This window comes from Pelagibius sp., assembly GCF_965227505.1.
Classification (GTDB): domain Bacteria; phylum Pseudomonadota; class Alphaproteobacteria; order Kiloniellales; family Kiloniellaceae; genus Pelagibius.
This window is the reverse complement of the sequence record NZ_OZ245757.1, coordinates 4,062,414-4,078,554: the sequence shown is the minus strand read 5'-3', so window position 1 is coordinate 4,078,554 and position 16,141 is coordinate 4,062,414. Positions and strand designations below refer to the sequence as shown.

The following is a 16,141-nucleotide window of genomic DNA, read 5'->3' as shown; positions in this document are numbered from 1 at the left end:
GAGGTACGGCAAGTTGCGGGGCTAGTCCGCCAACGCCAAGGCGGCGTCGATCAGCGCTTCGCCCGCGGGCACCTCAGAGGCGAATTCAGCATAGATCGGCTTGGAAGCTGCAACGAAGGACTCTCGATCGGCCACGTTCAGGGCCATGCCGGCCGAGACCAGCTTCTGCTGAAAGTCCTCATCGCCTGTTGCACCGGTGAAGCGCGCCCAGACGGCCACGTCCCGGGCAGTCTGCTCCAGCACATTGCGCACCTCGGGATCCATCTTGTCGTAGACCGCCTTGCCCATGCTGGGATAGGCCGGCGAGTAGACATGGCCGGTGACCGAGAGATACTTCTGTACCTCCGACAGCTTGGCCGACCAGATATTGGTGTAGGGGTTCTCCTGGCCTTCGATCACGCCGGTCTGCAGGGCGACGAAGACCTCCGAAAACGACATCGGTGTGGGGTTCGCTCCCCACTCTGTGAACATCTTCACCCGCCACTTGGACTTCGGCGTGCGGATCTTCGCGCCCTTTAAGTCCTCCGGGGTGTTGATGGGACGCAGGTTGTTGCTGATGTGGCGGATGCCGTTCTCCCAGAGCGCCAGAACCTTGTAGCCCTTGGCCTCCGCCGTCGGCGCAACCTGCGACCAGAAGACTTCGTTCTCGATGCGCGCCAGGTGGGCCCGGTCCTTCACGAGAAAGGGCATGTCAAAGAGGCCGAACTCGTCGGCCACCGAAGACATGATGGACGACGGCAGCGCGATGTGGACCGAGCCCAGCTTCAGCTTCTGCATCAGCTCCTTGTCCTTGCCGAGCTGAGCGGAGTCGAACAGCTTCACCGTGGCCTTGCCGTCCAGGCGCTTGTTCGCGAGGCGGGTGAACTCCGCCGCGGTGCGCTGCTGGAGGGAGCCGGTGGGCGCGGAGATACCGAAGATGATCTCGTCCGCAGCCGAAACGGGCGCGGCGGGAACGCCGGCGACCAGGGCAAGGGCTGCTGCGCCCGCGACCAAGTGTTTTGAAACCAGTCCTTTGAGGACCGGGTGTGTCAGTGGCTTCATAGCCTTCCTCCCGTATCTCCGAGTGATCGGATTGTTGATTTATAAATGGTATACAAAATTATCGGCGGCGCGCTGTCAATCTTTCCGTGACCGTCAGGCGCGGGGATGGGATCGTCTTCATTTTTCTATATTTAAAACAATAATATAATGGGGATCTTTTTTCTGAAGGGACGCGCCGGACGAGGACAGGGAATTTCGCTGGGCCTTGAAAGAAAAATGGCATACCATTTTTCAGACCGTTGGACGCAAAGGGCATAAGCCTCTAGAACAGGCTTCCAAAAAGCGGCCGGGATTGGCGATCCGAGAGCAATGAACGAAGACCCTCCAAGTGAGGATATGACGCTTGAAAGGGCGCCGGACGCTGCGGCGGACAAGGCGCTTTCGGGCGAGGTATCTCCGGGCGAACCGCTGACCAAGAGCGTCACCAACCGGCTGCGGGACATGATCGCCCAGGACGAACTGCCGGCAGGCGAGCGGATCCGCGAGCGGGCTTTGGCTGAAACGCTACAGGTTTCCCGCACGCCGCTGCGCGAGGCGCTGAAGATCCTGGCCACCGAGGGCCTGGTGGAGCTGTTTCCCAACCGCGGCGCGGTTGTGGCCAAGCCGGACCCGGCGGAGGTGCAGGATCTGCTGCAGGTGCTGGGTGTTCTGGAGGCCCTGGGGGGGGAACTCGCCTGCGCGCGCGCCAGCGACCGGGACATTGCCGAGGTGCAGGCCCTGCACTACGAGATGCTGGCAGCCTACGCGCGCAAGGACCGTCTTGCCTACTTCAAGGTCAATCAACAGATCCACAAGGCCATCGTCGCAATCAGCGGCAACGCCAGCCTGATCGAGACCCACGGGCGCATCAACGCGCAGCTCTACCGCGTGCGCTACCGCTCCAACAGCCGCAACACCAAGTGGGACGTCGCCATCGAGGAGCACGAAGCGATCCTCACGGCGCTTCGGGCACGCGACGGTGCGGCTCTTTCGCAGATCCTGCGCAGCCACCTCGGCAGCACCTGGGCCAATGTGAGGGAGGGGCTGGACGAGCCAGGCGAGAACGCAGGCAGCTAGCGACCCGCAGCCGGCAGCATTCCGACACCTGCCGGATACCGGCCTGGCGTGAGAAGCGCCGCGCTGCGGGCCGCCGCAATCGTTTTCGGAGAATCTCTAGTTCTGAAACGGCAGGGAAGAGTGATGCAGGTTGATGCGCAGCCTGCCGTCTTCGTCGCGGATATAGCCGAAGGTGTACTCGACCTTGGTCTCGACGTCGGAGTCGGCGGGGGTGAAGTAGTAGTTGCCCATGGCCAAGGCTGACTCGCCGTTGATCACCATCTGGCGCTCGCCGAAGCGCACCTGCAGCCAGGGCTTGATGGCGAAGCCGGAGTCTTCCTCCATGCCGCCGCCGACGAAATAGGACAGCGCCTCATCGAAGGTCTCACGGAACTGATCCTCGCGCGCCAGTGTCGGCTTGAACAGAACGCCCCCCTGTTCGTAGGCATAGAGTTCCCGGATATGTTGGGACGCTGCCGCCCGGTAGTCGCCTTTATCCAGGTAGGTCTGGCCGATTCCGACGATACCCTCGGCCCAGGCCTGTTGCGCCGCCGTCACCTCGTCTTCCGTGATCGTCGCCGCGGCCAATGAGGTGGCGCCCATGGACGCTGTCAGACCCACAACGAGCGCTGCGGCAGCCGCTCTCTTGATTCTCATGTCTTTGTTCATCCCAGATCGTTCGAAACACTATGCGTGTTCGAGAGGTGGCCCCGCAGCCGCAGGATGCAACGGAACAGCGCCGCAGCCTTTGATCGAATTTTCCGAACGAAGCCACGACGCCCCGGCCGCATGCACTGCATCAAGGTGAGGCGCGCAGTGCCGGGCGGCTCCCGCTAGCGGTCGAGGGCCAGCTTGGCGCCGAAGAGGATGAAGATGCCGCCGGCGATGCGGTCGATCAGTGCCGTCATGCGCGTGTAGGAGCGGGTCATCACCGGCGTGGCGAAGACGAAGACCACCGCGCCGTACCACAGCAGCGACACCCCGACCATCACGCCTGCGGCGGCAAGGCCCATCTGCAGGCTCGGTTCCGCCGGCATGGTGGTGGCGAAGAGACTGGTGACGAAGGCCGCGGTCTTGGGATTGGCGAGGTTGGTCATCAGGCCGAGACGCCAGCCCTGCCAGCCCTTGGGCGAGGGCGCGAGGGCCGCCGAAGCGGTCCGGGACGCCGGGCGAAAGCTGGCGAGGATGAGGCGAACGCCCAGGTAGGTCAGGTAGAGCGCGCCCAAGAGCTTCAGGACGGCGTAGAGCCAGGGCGCGAGCGCGAACAGCGTGCTGATGCCGAAGAACCCGGCAAGGCCCCAGACGAAGGTGCCGCTGACGATCCCGGCCACCACCGCGAGCCCGAGCCGGCGCGAGTGGGCCGCGGCGGTCCGCACGGCGACGAAGAAGTTGGGGCCGGGGGTCGCAGCGGCGATGCCCCAGATCAGCGCGATGCTGAGGAGGGTCGACAGGTTTTCCATAGGGTCGGAAGATCTCGTTGAAAGACCGGCAGAACCACCGGCGGGTGCGGCTCCGCAATTCTTGCCGAGTCCGCAACGCCGTGCAAGACCGGGCGCAAGCGCTTTGGGGCTAACCCAAAGATCTTACCACCGCATGGTGTGCAAGATCTCCCCCGCAGGCGCAGGCCGGCGCAGGCAGACCGGGAACGCCTGCCCGTGGGCTTATCTGGGCCCCTACTCCGGCGCCGCCCGGGTCATCAGCAGCACCTCCGTGCTGTAGGGGTAGCAGGGATGCGCGATGATGGGACGGCGGTCGACCACCTGAAAGCCGTGGCGCCGGTAAAGGCGGCAGGCACCCGCGTTCTCGGCGAAGACCTGCAGGCTGAGAACGCTGCAGTCGGCCTGACGGGCCCGCTGACCGGCGATGGCCAGCAGCGCGCTGCCGATCCCGCGGCCCTGTTGCTCTTCGAAAACACCCAGGGCGTTGACGTAGAAGCTGCCCGGCACCTGGTACTCCAGGTCCACCAGGGGGCGCAGCAGCGGCGGAATGTCGGGCAGGGCCGCCAGGTCCTCCGCGCTCGGCTGCGGCAGCCGGTAGCCCAGCAGCATGCCGACCACAGCGGCGGCGCTCTCCGCGACAACGGCGTTGCGGTAGGAGAAATTGGCGTCTTCGCGCGCCGCCCGCTCGGTCCCGTAGTCGAGCGGATCCTGGCCGGGGGCGGCGCTTTCCGACCACAGGAAGCCGGGAATCCCCTCCCCGGCGATTTCGATGAGGCGGGCGATGGCGCGCGCATCGCCGACGCGCGCGTCCCTGTACTGTGCCGAGGAAGAGGCTGCGGCCGGCGGCTTGGAGGAGGTAACGTCGTGCATCGGCTTTCCTTCACGAAGGCCCGCACAGGGCCCGCGGCTTGGGGGGCGCGGCTGGGATTGGACGGCCGCCCGGCGAAACTCCGGGCCGCTTGGCTCACAGGGCCGGGCTTAAAGGAAGTTACGTAAGCATGCGGCGAAGCGATGCAACACCCCCCAACCGGAGCGGCGCCGGAAGCCGGGACCGCCTTGACCCTTTGCCTTGAACCCTTTGCCGGCCGGGCACGACCCAGAGCGGGACTATGGGCCTGCCCTCCGGCAGTGTCCGCGAAAAAGGGCAAACCGATGGCCGATCTGATCAAGAACCTCACACCCCTTCTCGTCATTCTCGCCGCGCTGATCGGCTCCGTTCAGGCGGTGGCCGAGACCGCGGCGCCGGCTCCGGGCTTCACCGTCAGCCAGCTGGTCAAGAAGCTGGAGAAGCGCTTCCCACAGATCCTCAAGGACGGGGGAAGCCTCACTTCCGCCGACAGTCTGCAGAGCGACCTTCTGGCCTCGACCAATCCCTCGGCGGTGCTGGAGACCCTCGGTCCGCCGAAGGCGGTGCGCGGCTTCGCTTTTTCCTACGATCCCAGCGTGGACGGCGAGCGCCAGCAGAGCCGCCAGTGGGCCGGCATGATCATCCGCAACGCCCTGCCGGGCTGGCGCGAGGGCAAGCGCTGGGTCCGCCGCATGGTCGTGCAGGCGGAGAAGGACCCGGAGGGTGCCGAGATCAGCGAGACGGCGGAGGGCTACTGGATCGCGGTGCGCCATGCCGCGGGCCGGGTCCGCGTGACGGTGATGCCGGTGGCCGTCGGCGACACCGACGCCGAAAGCCTCGGCCTTGGCCTCGCCCAACTGCTGAGCGGCCTCGAAAGCGCCTTTCCCGAGCGCGAGGAAGGCATGGGCAACCTCTACGGCGGCGACGGCTGGATCAGCGACCGCTTCTTCACCGACAACGCCCATGGCGAACTGGAAACCCTGGGATCCGCCGACGAAGTGATCGGCCTGCGTTACCACTACGCCCTGCGCCAGGACGACCACCCGGAGGCGACGGCGGACAACCGGGGCTATGCCCTGGCCCTGGTGCGCAACGTCTTCCCGGGCTGGGCCGGCGCCGAGGCCTGGATGACCAAGGCCATCGACAGCGCCACGGCCGCCGCCGACCAGGGCGCCGAGCCCATCGCCATCGAGCAGGGCGCGATCCTCTTGCGCGTGCGCTACTTCGTCGGCGCCACGGAGTCCATCGAGGTGATGATCCACCCGAAGGACACCTATCTCTGAGGGTTTCTGAGGGGCGCGCTGCGGCATCACCCGATGCGCAGCCTCACAGGGTGCTCATCCCCACCGGGTGTTCACCCCCACCCCATCCCTCCCCCATCAAGGGGGAGGGGGAACCAAAAGACCTCTCCCCTCCTGAGAACCCCCTCTCCCCTGGTGGGAGAGGGTTGCGCAGGCTTGGTGAGCGCAGCGAACCTAGCCAAAGCTGGGTGAGGGGGACGGCTCTAGCCGCCGTCGCTGTCGCGGGTCTTCAAGGCGCCCGGCAGCTTGACGATCTCTGCGCTGGGCTGTCCGCCGCTCTCATCATCAGCCGCAGCCGTTTCATCGGGCGTTTTCTCCGATCCCTCGTTCTCCGGCCGCTCAGGCTGCCCGCCCTCTCCTTGCGCCGCCGGCGGCGCTTCCGCCTTCTTCTCTTCGGCGCTGGCCGCTTCGCCTGGGACACTCTCCTCGCCCGCAGGCTCTTCGCCTGCCGCCGCCTCATCCATGGGGGCCGCATTCATCGCACGCCGCGCGGCAGCCACCTCGGCGAGCTGGGAGCGCCAGCGCGGCACGAGGTCGGCGATCTCCTCGAAGGTGGCGCGGGGCAGGAACAGCAGGTGGGAGTAGCTGATGGACCGCACGTCGGCGGAGCGGCGGCGCTGGTCCAGCAGGGCCATCTCGCCGAAGAAGTCGCCGCGGCCCAGGCGGTGCTGTTCCTCGCCGACGCGGATCTCCACCGCGCCTGACGCGATGAAGTACATGCCGTCGCCGCGGTCGCCGCGGCGGAAGACATAGGCCTCGTCCGCCACCACGCGGGTCTGCAGCTTTTTGGCGATGCGCCCCAGTTCCGCCTCCGGCAGGGCGGCGAAAACCGGAAAGGCGTGGAGCAGTTCCGGCGTCGTCGCCTTGAAGTCGACCCGGGCGCGCTGCCGCCGGCTGGCATGGACGCTGCCGGCCCCGCTTCTCAGGTCGCGGGCAAGGTCCTCGCTGATGATGCCGGCGCTGCGCAGCTGGTCGATCTGCTCCAGCTCCTCGCGGTAGGCGTAACGTTCCAGCACCTCGTGGTCCAGTTCGCGGGCATAGTTCGGATACTGCAGGCGCAGGGCGGCGATGTGGCGCTCCACGTCCTCCAGGCGCAGGTTGACGATCTCCCCCAGCACCTCGGTCAGGCGGTCGCCCAGCAAGCCGGCGAGACGGAACTCCAGGAAGTAGATCAGCTCCAGGATGATGATGCGGTTGATCAGCAGGAACTGGAAGCGCTGGCCGAGGTAGAGCGCCAGCGGGCGGTTGACGCCGAAGCGGAAGTGCAGCCAGGAAATGAAGCGGAACCAGCGGGTCTGGCGGTGCGGACGTCGTGCCGCGCGCAGGTAGCCGAGCCGCCCCTGGGCGCGCACGGCGTCGATCATCGCCTCCACCGAGAGCAGGTAGCGGTCCACCAGGGTGGAGCGCAGGCCGCCGCTCCAGCCCTGCTGCAGCAGCAGGGATTTCTCCTGGTTGGCCAGGGCAATGAGGCCGACCGAGAGGCGGTCGCGGTCGGAGATCGCCTCGGCGAAGGAGTCGTCCTCGGCGACCTGGGAGAGGCGCTGGTTGTAGGGGCGGATCGCCTGATCGACCAGTTCGTCCTCCAGCTCGTAGCGCCCGGCGAAGGCGCGCAGGCTCGAGCCGACGCTGGAGAGCGACTGCTGCAGCACCTGGCTGCGGAAGGCGCGGTCGATGGCGGAAAGCTGGTCGAGGCCGAGGTAGCGCATCAGCGGGCTCAGGGTCGTTCCCTGCACCAGCAGCGTGAAGAGCGCGAAGCCGGTCGCCTGGATGGCAATGAAGCGCTTCACCTCTGGGTCGACAAAGAAGTTCTCGGTGACCGCCAGCGCCAGCGCCAGGGTGACGGAGCCGCGCAGGCCGCCCCAGATGATCACCGTCTTGGTCCGGGTGTTGATCTTCTGCGTCACGCGGGCGAGCGACAGCAGCGGGAAGACACCGAAGAGGATCGCCGCGCGGGCAGCCAGCGCCGCCACCACGGCGACCAGCAGGTAGACGAGGTCCAGCGCGGTCACGTCGGCCAGCATGCGCGGCGCCAGCAGGGCGGCCAGCAGGAAGACCAGGGAGGTTGCCCAGAAGGCGAGCTGTTCGAGGGTCTCCTGGAAGAAGCGGAAGGTCTCCGCCTGGAAGCGCGAGCGCCCGACGGCGGAGAGCACCAGCCCGCTCACCACCACCGCGGTAACGCCGGAGACGCCGAGGTAGTCCTCGCAGACCACATAGACCGCATAGGGCAGCGCCACCGCAATGGTGAGCTGGGCGGCGCGGTAGAAGCGCAGTTGTTCGAGCATCCAGGCGGCGGCCCGCCCAGCGAGGAAGCCGGCCAGCGCGCCGCCCAGCAGGCCCACCAGCATGGCCTCGGAGACAGACCAGAAGTCCAGGTCGCGCCCGGTCAGGATGACCGACAGCAGGGCGGTGAAGGCGGCGATGGCGGTGGCGTCGTTCAGCAGCGACTCGCCCTCCACCAGCCGCGTGAGCCGCGCCGGCGCGCCGAGGTCGCGGAACAGCGCGATGACGGCGGAGGGGTCTGTGGTGGCGACGATGGCCCCGAACAGCAGGCAGACCGCCAGCGGCATGGGCGCCACCAGCCAGACCGCGCCGCCGATCAGCCCCAGCGCCACCACCACGGCGAGCACGGCCAGCAGGATCACCGGGGCGATGTCCTGCATCAGGCGGCGCGCGTCGATGGTGACGGCGCCCTGGAACAGCAGGATCGGCAGGAAGACGGTGAGGAACAGCGAGGAGGAGACGGGGATGTCGACCACCGCCTCGGCCACCTGGTCGAGCTGTTCGGTCACCCGATGGCTCTGCAGCCAGCCCGCCGCCACGCCGATCAGGACGCCCGCGACCGCCAGCACCACGGTAAAGGGCAGCCCGCTGCGCCGCGCAAGCGGCTGCACGCTGGCGACGACGATCAGCAGGAGCGCCGTGGTGAGAACGATCTCGGTCGTGCCCATGGAAAGAACCTTACACCGAAACGCGGCTGACGGGGTGATGGGGCGCGGGAAGCCCCTTAGAAGGACTTACGTAAGAGGGAGACGGTTGGAGGCGGGGAATAGTCCGTTTCGACGGGAAGTCACAGCGTTTTGGCCGGATGATCTTGCGACGGCGGGCTCTCCGCGCTTTCGACGAGGAGCAGCACCAGCCGGATCCGCATCGCGCTGAAGGATCTAGACTCCCACCCCATCCCTCCCTCATCAAGGGGAGGGGGTGAAGAGAGGGCGACGGAGTCCCCCCTCACCCTGCCGCTTCGCGGGCCCCTCCCTCTCCCCCTTTTGATGAGACTCGGGGGAGAGGGAAATCCAAGACGGCGCACGCAGTTAAACCCTCTCCCCTCCGTGGGAGAGCGATGCGCAGGCTTGGTAAGGCGACAGCCGAGCCTAGCCGGAGCTGGGTGAGGGGGACCAGCGGCGCGACCCGGAACAGAGCCTGCCCGGTCCGCGCCGGAGGGCGGTGCCGCCACATCCGTCACCGGGCCCCACCCCATCCCTCCCCCATCAAGGGGGAGGGGGTGCACGGGGAGAGGGGGAAACCAAGTCGCGGGGTGACGGGGGGTGAGGCGCGCCGGCCCCTCTGCGTTCAACTTTAGGGATTGAACCCTCTCCCCATCCTCAACGACCTAAACTAGGCTGGCCAAAGCGCCGCACCCTGCTGGAGGTTCTCATGCACACCACAGCCCGGCCCCCTTCGGCGCGCCTTCTGCCGGCCCCGCTCCCCGGCCTTGCCCTTCTGCTTCCGGCTGCCCTCGTTCTGGCTGCCGTCGTTCTGGGCTCCCTCAGGGGCGGCCCGGCCCAGGCCATGGGCCAGGCCCAGACCCCGGACAAGGAGGGGCCGCCGCCGGGATACTTCGCCGGCACCTACGAGGTGATCGGGCGGGCACCCGGGGCCGCCGGCGAGCCCCTGTCCGACTGGCTGCAGATCTCGGCGCGGGACGGCCAGATGGTTCTCTACGCATGCCGCGCCGGCAACGGCGGCCTGACGTTCAACACCTCCACCCGCGAAGGCGCGGCGCCGCTGGTCGGCAGCCTCGGCGACTGGATGCTGCGCTGTCACTACACCAACGACAGCAACAACTACCCGCGGCTCACCTGCTATGCCGTTCACGCAGAGATGGACGCGGTGCCGGGGCTACTGGCGCTCTGGCCGGTCGGCTGGCAAAAGCCCGCGCACGCGGCGGACTGCGAGTGAGCCGCGCGGGCGTGAACCCTCCGCTTGCGCCGGGCCGCCGGAAGGCCTCGGTCTTGCGCATGCAGCCCTTCGCGCGCAACAGCGGCCGAATAGCCTGACGTCCCCTTCTGCGGGGCCCTCCCCGGGCCTCCGCTTGCGGGCGTCAGCACTGGTTGTGCGGGCGGGGCTTATACCCCTGTAAAGCGCCGGATCAGCGTGCACGGCTGGGTTCGAATCCCAGGGCGCCCACCACCCTACCCAATTGTGGCCTGTCGGAGTCAGAACGACGAACACCGGGAGTCACCCCCACCCCAACCCTCCCCCATCGAGGGGGAGGGGGATTCTTCTCAGCGGCGGCCAAACCCGTTTCCCCACCTCCCTTGATGGGGGAGGCCGGGAGGGCGATGCCCCCTCAAACCCGATGCTGGCTTTTTCGGACACCCCCGGGAGTCCCCGATACATCTCACCCCCTCCCCCTTTGATGGGGGAGGGCTGGGGTGGGGGTGACAGTGTGGCTGCTTCGAGCCGCCCGCCCGAGAGAACTCCGGCGCGAAGACCCAGCCCAACTCAACCATGGACCCCGGCTCGAGTCCGGGGTGACGGTGGGAGCGGCGGGCGGGATCGTGGCGACCTAGGGCGCGACCCGCCTACCTGTCTTGCTGGACTCGGCGATGGCTTCGATGACGCGGATGGTGTCGCGGGCCTCTTCGGCCAGGACCGGCGGCGGGGTTCCCGTCTCGATGGCCTCGCGCAGCAGGGCGTAGAACCGGTGATGGGCGCCGGGGATGCTGGGCTCGAAGCGGCTGCTGGCTGCGCCGCCGTCGTAGGTCGTCACCCGCGCCCAGCGGTCCTGCGGCTCGACGCCGTAGCCGTCGTCCAGGGGCGTCATGCCGGCGCGCAATTGATCCTCCTGGATGTCCATGAAGCGCTTCATGTAGGAGCCCCTGCTGCCATGCACCGCATAGCGGGTGGAATGATCCGGCGCATAGTAGTTGGCGAAGAGGTCGACGCGCAGAGCGCCGTGGCCCATGCGGGCGTGGAAGCCGTCGGGAATCTCCCCACCCTGGCGCTGGATCACCAGGTCGCCCTCCACCCAGTCCGGCAGGCCGAAGAGCTGCAGCACCTGGTCGATGAGGTGGGCGCCCAGATCGTAGTGGATGCCGACGCCCGGCGCCGGTCGTTCCTGCCAGCGGTCCGCCACCTCGCCCTTGTAGAACTCGAAATGGGCGCGGTAGCTCTTGATCTCCCCCAGCGCGCCTTCGTCGATCAGCTTGCGCAGGGTCAGGAAGTCGGAGTCCCAGCGCCGGTTCTGGAAACAGGTGGCGATGCGTCCGGCCTCGGCGGCGGCCGCGATCACCTGCTCGGCCTCCGCCGCCGTCGGCGTGAAGGGCTTGTCGGAGACGACGTGCTTGCCGGCGGCCAGCGCCTCCAGCATCAGCGGGGCATGGGTCGGGCTGGGCGTTGCCAGCACCGCCAGCTCCACATCGGGATCGGCGAAAAGTGCCGCCGGCGTCGGGTGGACCGTCACGCCGGGATGATCGGCCTGCACCTTGGCGGCATCGGAAGACGCGACCGCCACCAGGTCCATCCCCGCCGCCGGAAACAGCGGCGCGTGAAACACCTTGCCGGCCAGGCCATAGCCGACCACTCCGACTTTCAAAGCCATATTGGTTCTCGTTCTCCGAACTCGAGGCGGTTCCAGCCCGCTCCCCCTCCCGGCCACCCATAGGATACTGGCGTTGGGTGGCCGGGAGGGGGAGCGGGCCGGCGCCGAAACACAAACACCTTAACTTATCCGCATTTCGGTCTGCGGATCGAAGAAGTGCACCTTGTCCATGTTGAAGGCGAGCGGCACCTTGTCGCCGGGGGCGATGCGCTCGCTGGGCCGCACCCGCGCGGTCACCTCCTTCGCACCCATGCGGGTGACGACGAACTTGTCGGCACCGGTGGGCTCGACCACGTCGATGCCGCATTCCACCGTCTCGATGGCGCGGGCCGAGCGGTCGGCGCTGGAGACGTCGGTGACGTCCTCCGGCCGGACGCCGAAGACGATGTCGCGGCCGTTGTGGGCGCGCAGTGCCTCCGAGGGCTGATCGATCTTCAGGCTGAAGTCGCCGATCTGCACCGAGGCGGTGCCGTTGACCGCCTGCAGGCTGGCCGGGATCAGGTTCATGGTGGGCGAGCCCATGAAGTCGGCGACGAAGATGTTGGCGGGGTTTGAGTAGACCTGCTCCGGCGTGCCGACCTGCTGCAGGATGCCGTCCTTCAGCACCGCGATCTGGGTTGCCAGGGTCATGGCCTCGATCTGATCGTGGGTCACATAGACGATGGTGGTGCCGAGGGACTGATGCAGCTTCTTGATCTCCGTGCGCATGTCGACACGCAGCTTGGCATCGAGGTTGGAGAGCGGCTCGTCGAAGAGGAAGACCTGGGGCTCGCGCACCAGGGCGCGGCCCATGGCGACACGCTGGCGCTGGCCGCCGGAAAGCTGGCCGGGCCGGCGCTTCAGCAGGTGCTGGATCTGCAGCATGTCGGCGACCCGGGCGACGGCGGCCTCGCGCTCGGCCTTGGGCACGCCGCGCATCTCCAGCCCGAAGGCGATGTTCTCGCCGACGTTCATGTTGGGATAGAGCGCGTAGGACTGGAACACCATTGCGATGTCGCGCTGCGAGGGATGCAGATCTTTCACCGGACGCCCGGCGATGTGGATCTCGCCCGAGGTGATGGACTCCAGCCCGGCGATGGTGTTCAGCAAGGTCGACTTGCCGCAACCCGAGGGGCCGACGAGCACGAGGAAGCCGCCTTCCTCGATGGCAATGTCGATGCCTTTCAGCACGTCGACAGAATGAAACGACTTGCGCAGGTCGCGGATTTCCAGGAAGGCCATGGTCAAACCCCTAGGCTTAGCCTTTGACGGCGCCGGCCATGAGCCCGCGCACGAAATAGCGGCCGGACACGATGTAGACGATCAGGGTCGGCAGGGCCGCCAGGATCGCTCCGGCAAAGTGGACGTTGTATTCCTTCACCCCGGTGGAGGACGACACCAGGTTGTTGAGGGCCACGGTCATCGGCTGGCTGTCGAAGTCGGCGAAGGAGGCCCCGAACAAAAAGTCGTTCCAGACATTGGTGAACTGCCAGATCACCGTCACCACGATGATCGGCCCGGAGGACGGCAGCAGGATGCGCCGGAAGATGCGGAAGAAGCCGGCGCCGTCGATGGTGGCGGCGCGGATCAGCTCGCTCGGGAAGGCATCGTAGTAGTTGCGGAAGAACAGCGTGGTGAAGCCGAGACCATAGACCACGTGCACCAGCACCAAGCCCCAGGTGGTGCCGGCGATGCCCAGCGTGCCCAGGATGCGCGCCATGGGAATGAGCACGATCTGGAAGGGAATGAAGCAGGAGAACAGCATCAGTCCGAAGACGATGCGGTGGCCGCGAAACTGCCACTTGGTCAGCACATAGCCGTTCAGCGCCCCGAGGAAGGTGGAGATGATGACGGCAGGCACGACCATCAGGATGGAGTTGAGGAAGTATGGCGCAAGGCCGGTGGGCTGCACGCCGATCTGCGCCTCCCCCCAGGCACTGACCCAGGGCGCGATGGTGAAGACCTCCGGCAGGGCCAGCATGTTGCCGGAGCGGATCTCCTCCAGCGGCTTCACCGAGTTCACCAGCATGACGAAAAGCGGCAGCAGGTAGTAGACGGCAAAGAGGATCAGCACGGCATAGATCGCCGCGCGGGTCAGCGCGCCTGTGCGCAGGGCGACCTCGCTGGTGGCCACGCTCATGCCTTCTTCTCCCGGAGTTCGCTGTAGAGGTAGGGAATGATGATGGAGGCGATCATGATCAGCATGATCACCGCCGAGGAGGCGCCGACGCCCATCTGGTTGCGGGTGAAGGTGTAGGAGTACATGAAGGTGGCCGGCAGTTCGGTCGCCCGCCCGGGCCCGCCGTTGGTCAGCGCGATCACCAGGTCATAGGCCTTGATCGCAAGGTGTGCGAGGACCACGAAGGCCGAGAGGAAGGCCGGGCGCAGCATGGGAATGACGATGCGGCGGTAGAGCTTCCAGGCGGTGGCACCGTCGATCTGCGCCGCCTTCAGGATCTCGTTGTCGATGCCCCGCAGGCCGGCCAGGAACATCGCCATGACGAAGCCGGAGGACTGCCAGACGGCGGCGATGACGATGGTGTAGATCGCCATGTCGCGGTCCTTGATCCAGCGGAACTCGAAGGACTCCCAGCCCCAGAGATGCATGACGTTCTCCAGGCCGATGCCGGGATCGAGGAACCATTTCCAGGCGGTCCCGGTGACGATGAAGGAGAGCGCCATGGGGTAGAGGAAGATCGGCCGCAGCAGTCCCTCGCCGCGGATCTTCTGATCCAGGAAGATCGCCAGGGTGAGCCCGATCACCGTGCAGATGACGATGTAGAGGATGCCGAAGATGGCCAGGTTGGAGAGCGCCGTCGACCAGTGGCGCAGACCGAAAAGCCGGAAGTAGTTGGCGAAGCCGACCAGGTCGAAGGACGGCAGCATGCGCGAGTCGGTGAAGGACAGGTAGCCGGTGAAGACGATGAAGCCGTAGACGAAGATCAGGATCAGCACGAAGCTGGGCGAGAGCACGAGCTTCGGCAGCAGATCTTGGGCGGTGGTGCGCAGGCGGGTCGGCATGGCGAAGACGGTCGGCCCCGGATAACTGTCCCAGAAATTGACTGGCCCAGAAACTGAATGGCCCAGAAACTGAATGGCCCAGAAAACAACTGTCCCACAAAAAAGGCAGCGCCCGAACCTGAGTCAGGTTTCAGATCCGGGCGCCGTCACAGCATGGGAGGTCTTTTCAGGCGGTCCTGCAGGCGCTACTGGGCGCCGTCCACCGCGTTGACCAGTTCCTCGGCGGCCGTCGCGGCGTCGAACTCGCCGTTGAAGTGGGCGGTGACCACGTCGTAGACCGCGTTCTTCACCGCCGCCGGCGCCGCATGGCCGTGGGCCATGGAGCCGAAGAGCGTGCCGGAGGAGCTGGCCGCAGCCAGTTCGGCCATGCCCTTCTTGCCGCAGGCGTCGAAGTCGGCATCGGAAACGTCGGTGCGCGCCGGAACCGAACCCTTGACCACGTTGAAGGCCGACTGGAAAGACGGCGCCATGATCGAGGAAGCCAGCTTCACCTGGGCGTCGCGGCGCTCTTCCCCGACCGAAAACATGGCGAACTGGTCGGAGTTGAAGGTGACCGTGTCCTGGGTGCCCGGGAAGCGGAAGCAGAGGAAGTCCTGATCCGGGGTCAGGCCGGCCTTCAGGAACTCGCCCTTCGCCCAGTCGCCCATGAACTGCACACCGGCCTTGCCTTCGATCACCATGGCCGAGGCCAGATTCCAGTCGCGCCCGGAGAAGTTCTCGTCGACGAAGCCGCGCAGGGTTTCCATGCGCTCGAAGGCCTCGACCATCTGCGCACCGCCCAGGGTATCCGGGTCGAGGTCGATGAAGGCGGCCTTGTAGAACTCAGGCCCGCCGACGCTCATGACGACGGCGTCGAAGATGGTCGCGTCCTGCCAGGCCTGACCGCCGTGGGCAACGGCAACATAGCCCGCGTCCTTGATCTTGGTGAGGGCGGCAATGAGTTCGTCCCAGGAGGTCGGCTGGGCGATGCCCAGTTCGTCGAAGATCTTCTTGTTGGCCCAGACCCAGTTGGTCGAGTGCACGTTCACCGGTGCCGAGATCCACTTGCCGTCGTGCTTGGCGAAGCGCTGCAGCGCGGCGGGCACCACGGTGTCCCAGTTCTCCTCGGCGGCCACGGTGTTCAGGTCGGCCAGCGCGCCTTCCTGCGCCCAGTCCTGGATGTCGAAGCCGAGCATCTGCACGGCAGTGGGCGCGTTGCCGGCCGTCACCCGGGCACGCAGCACGGTCATCGCCTGCTCGCCGCCGCCACCGGCCACGGGCATGTCCTGCCAGCCGACGCCCTTGCCTTCCAGGTCTTCCTTCAGAACATTGAGTGCGGCCGCCTCGCCGCCCGAGGTCCACCAGTGCAGGACTTCGACGTCTTCCGCCTGCACCGCCGGGGCAGCCGCGATAAGGCCCAGGGCCACGAGGCCGGGGGCAACGAAGCTCGTGGTGAGCTTCAGGGTCAATCGGGTCATTTGGGTCCTCCCAGTTCTTCTGCGCGATGACATTCGCATCTGCTTTATCTGTAACGTTACAGCTCAAGGCCGTCAACAGGCGACCTAGATGAACTTTTCTATCGCGCTTTATATATCTGAAATCATGAAATAAATTTGATGGACTTCGCTAAACCTCGCCCCTCAGGCCGACAACCTGCCTTGTCATCTGTAACGAT

General features: G+C 66.5%; 13 protein-coding genes and 1 tRNA gene. 4 read left to right on the top strand and 10 right to left on the bottom strand.

The window, feature by feature from the left end:
• Nucleotides 1-21 precede the first annotated feature (21 nt).
• Nucleotides 22-1,041 (bottom strand): TRAP transporter substrate-binding protein, encoded by a 1,020-nt coding sequence (locus ACO06P_RS19175; protein ID WP_420346828.1) that lies wholly within the window; start codon nt 1,039-1,041, stop codon nt 22-24.
• Nucleotides 1,042-1,377: 336 nt separating this feature from the next.
• Between ACO06P_RS19175 and ACO06P_RS19170 the strand changes: the two genes are divergently transcribed.
• Complete coding sequence (locus ACO06P_RS19170; RefSeq protein ID WP_420346827.1) at nt 1,378-2,097, top strand: GntR family transcriptional regulator; 720 nt, start codon at nt 1,378-1,380, stop codon at nt 2,095-2,097.
• Between the two features lie 96 nt (nt 2,098-2,193).
• On the opposite strand, the gene ACO06P_RS19165 is transcribed toward ACO06P_RS19170, so the two are convergent.
• From ACO06P_RS19165 to ACO06P_RS19155, 3 genes are all read right to left on the bottom strand, one after another.
• Nucleotides 2,194-2,733: a hypothetical protein gene (locus tag ACO06P_RS19165; RefSeq protein WP_420346826.1), complete on the bottom strand. Its 540-nt coding sequence runs from the start codon at nt 2,731-2,733 to the stop codon at nt 2,194-2,196.
• 176 nt (nt 2,734-2,909) lie between these two features.
• The gene (locus ACO06P_RS19160; RefSeq protein ID WP_420346825.1) at nt 2,910-3,536 is read right to left on the bottom strand and encodes a LysE family transporter; all 627 of its coding nucleotides are present in this window, start codon (nt 3,534-3,536) and stop codon (nt 2,910-2,912) included.
• 213 nt (nt 3,537-3,749) lie between these two features.
• Nucleotides 3,750-4,385 (bottom strand): GNAT family N-acetyltransferase, encoded by a 636-nt coding sequence (locus ACO06P_RS19155; RefSeq protein ID WP_420346824.1) that lies wholly within the window; start codon nt 4,383-4,385, stop codon nt 3,750-3,752.
• Nucleotides 4,386-4,667: 282 nt separating this feature from the next.
• On the opposite strand from ACO06P_RS19155, the gene ACO06P_RS19150 reads away from it, so the two are divergent.
• Nucleotides 4,668-5,645, top strand: a complete 978-nt coding sequence (locus ACO06P_RS19150) for a hypothetical protein (protein ID WP_420346823.1) — start codon at nt 4,668-4,670, stop codon at nt 5,643-5,645.
• A gap of 221 nt (nt 5,646-5,866) precedes the next feature.
• On the opposite strand, the gene ACO06P_RS19145 is transcribed toward ACO06P_RS19150, so the two are convergent.
• The gene (locus tag ACO06P_RS19145) at nt 5,867-8,611 is read right to left on the bottom strand and encodes a cation:proton antiporter (protein ID WP_420346822.1); all 2,745 of its coding nucleotides are present in this window, start codon (nt 8,609-8,611) and stop codon (nt 5,867-5,869) included.
• Nucleotides 8,612-9,317: 706 nt separating this feature from the next.
• Between ACO06P_RS19145 and ACO06P_RS19140 the strand changes: the two genes are divergently transcribed.
• Together ACO06P_RS19140 and ACO06P_RS19135 are read left to right on the top strand one after the other, a co-directional pair.
• Complete coding sequence (locus ACO06P_RS19140; RefSeq protein WP_420346821.1) at nt 9,318-9,842, top strand: hypothetical protein; 525 nt, start codon at nt 9,318-9,320, stop codon at nt 9,840-9,842.
• A 137-nt stretch (nt 9,843-9,979) separates the two neighbouring features.
• Nucleotides 9,980-10,073, top strand: a tRNA-OTHER gene (locus ACO06P_RS19135).
• A 379-nt stretch (nt 10,074-10,452) separates the two neighbouring features.
• Here ACO06P_RS19135 and ACO06P_RS19130 read toward each other — a convergent pair.
• The 5 genes from ACO06P_RS19130 to ACO06P_RS19110 all read right to left on the bottom strand — a co-directional run bounded on the left by ACO06P_RS19130 (nt 10,453) and on the right by ACO06P_RS19110 (nt 15,944).
• Nucleotides 10,453-11,487 carry an oxidoreductase gene (locus tag ACO06P_RS19130; RefSeq protein WP_420346820.1) on the bottom strand — a complete coding sequence of 345 codons (1,035 nt, stop codon included), beginning with the start codon at nt 11,485-11,487 and terminating at the stop codon, nt 10,453-10,455.
• A gap of 120 nt (nt 11,488-11,607) precedes the next feature.
• The gene (locus ACO06P_RS19125) at nt 11,608-12,708 is read right to left on the bottom strand and encodes an ABC transporter ATP-binding protein (protein WP_420346819.1); all 1,101 of its coding nucleotides are present in this window, start codon (nt 12,706-12,708) and stop codon (nt 11,608-11,610) included.
• A gap of 16 nt (nt 12,709-12,724) precedes the next feature.
• Entirely contained in the window at nt 12,725-13,606 is an 882-nt protein-coding gene (locus ACO06P_RS19120; protein WP_299398424.1) for a carbohydrate ABC transporter permease, read from the bottom strand.
• A complete protein-coding gene (locus tag ACO06P_RS19115) occupies nt 13,603-14,487 on the bottom strand; it encodes a carbohydrate ABC transporter permease (protein ID WP_299398427.1) in 885 nt (294 codons plus the stop codon). Before ACO06P_RS19115 ends, ACO06P_RS19120 begins: the two co-directional genes overlap by 4 nt.
• Before the next feature lie 185 nt (nt 14,488-14,672).
• Nucleotides 14,673-15,944: an ABC transporter substrate-binding protein gene (locus tag ACO06P_RS19110; protein ID WP_420346818.1), complete on the bottom strand. Its 1,272-nt coding sequence runs from the start codon at nt 15,942-15,944 to the stop codon at nt 14,673-14,675.
• Nucleotides 15,945-16,141 lie beyond the last annotated feature (197 nt).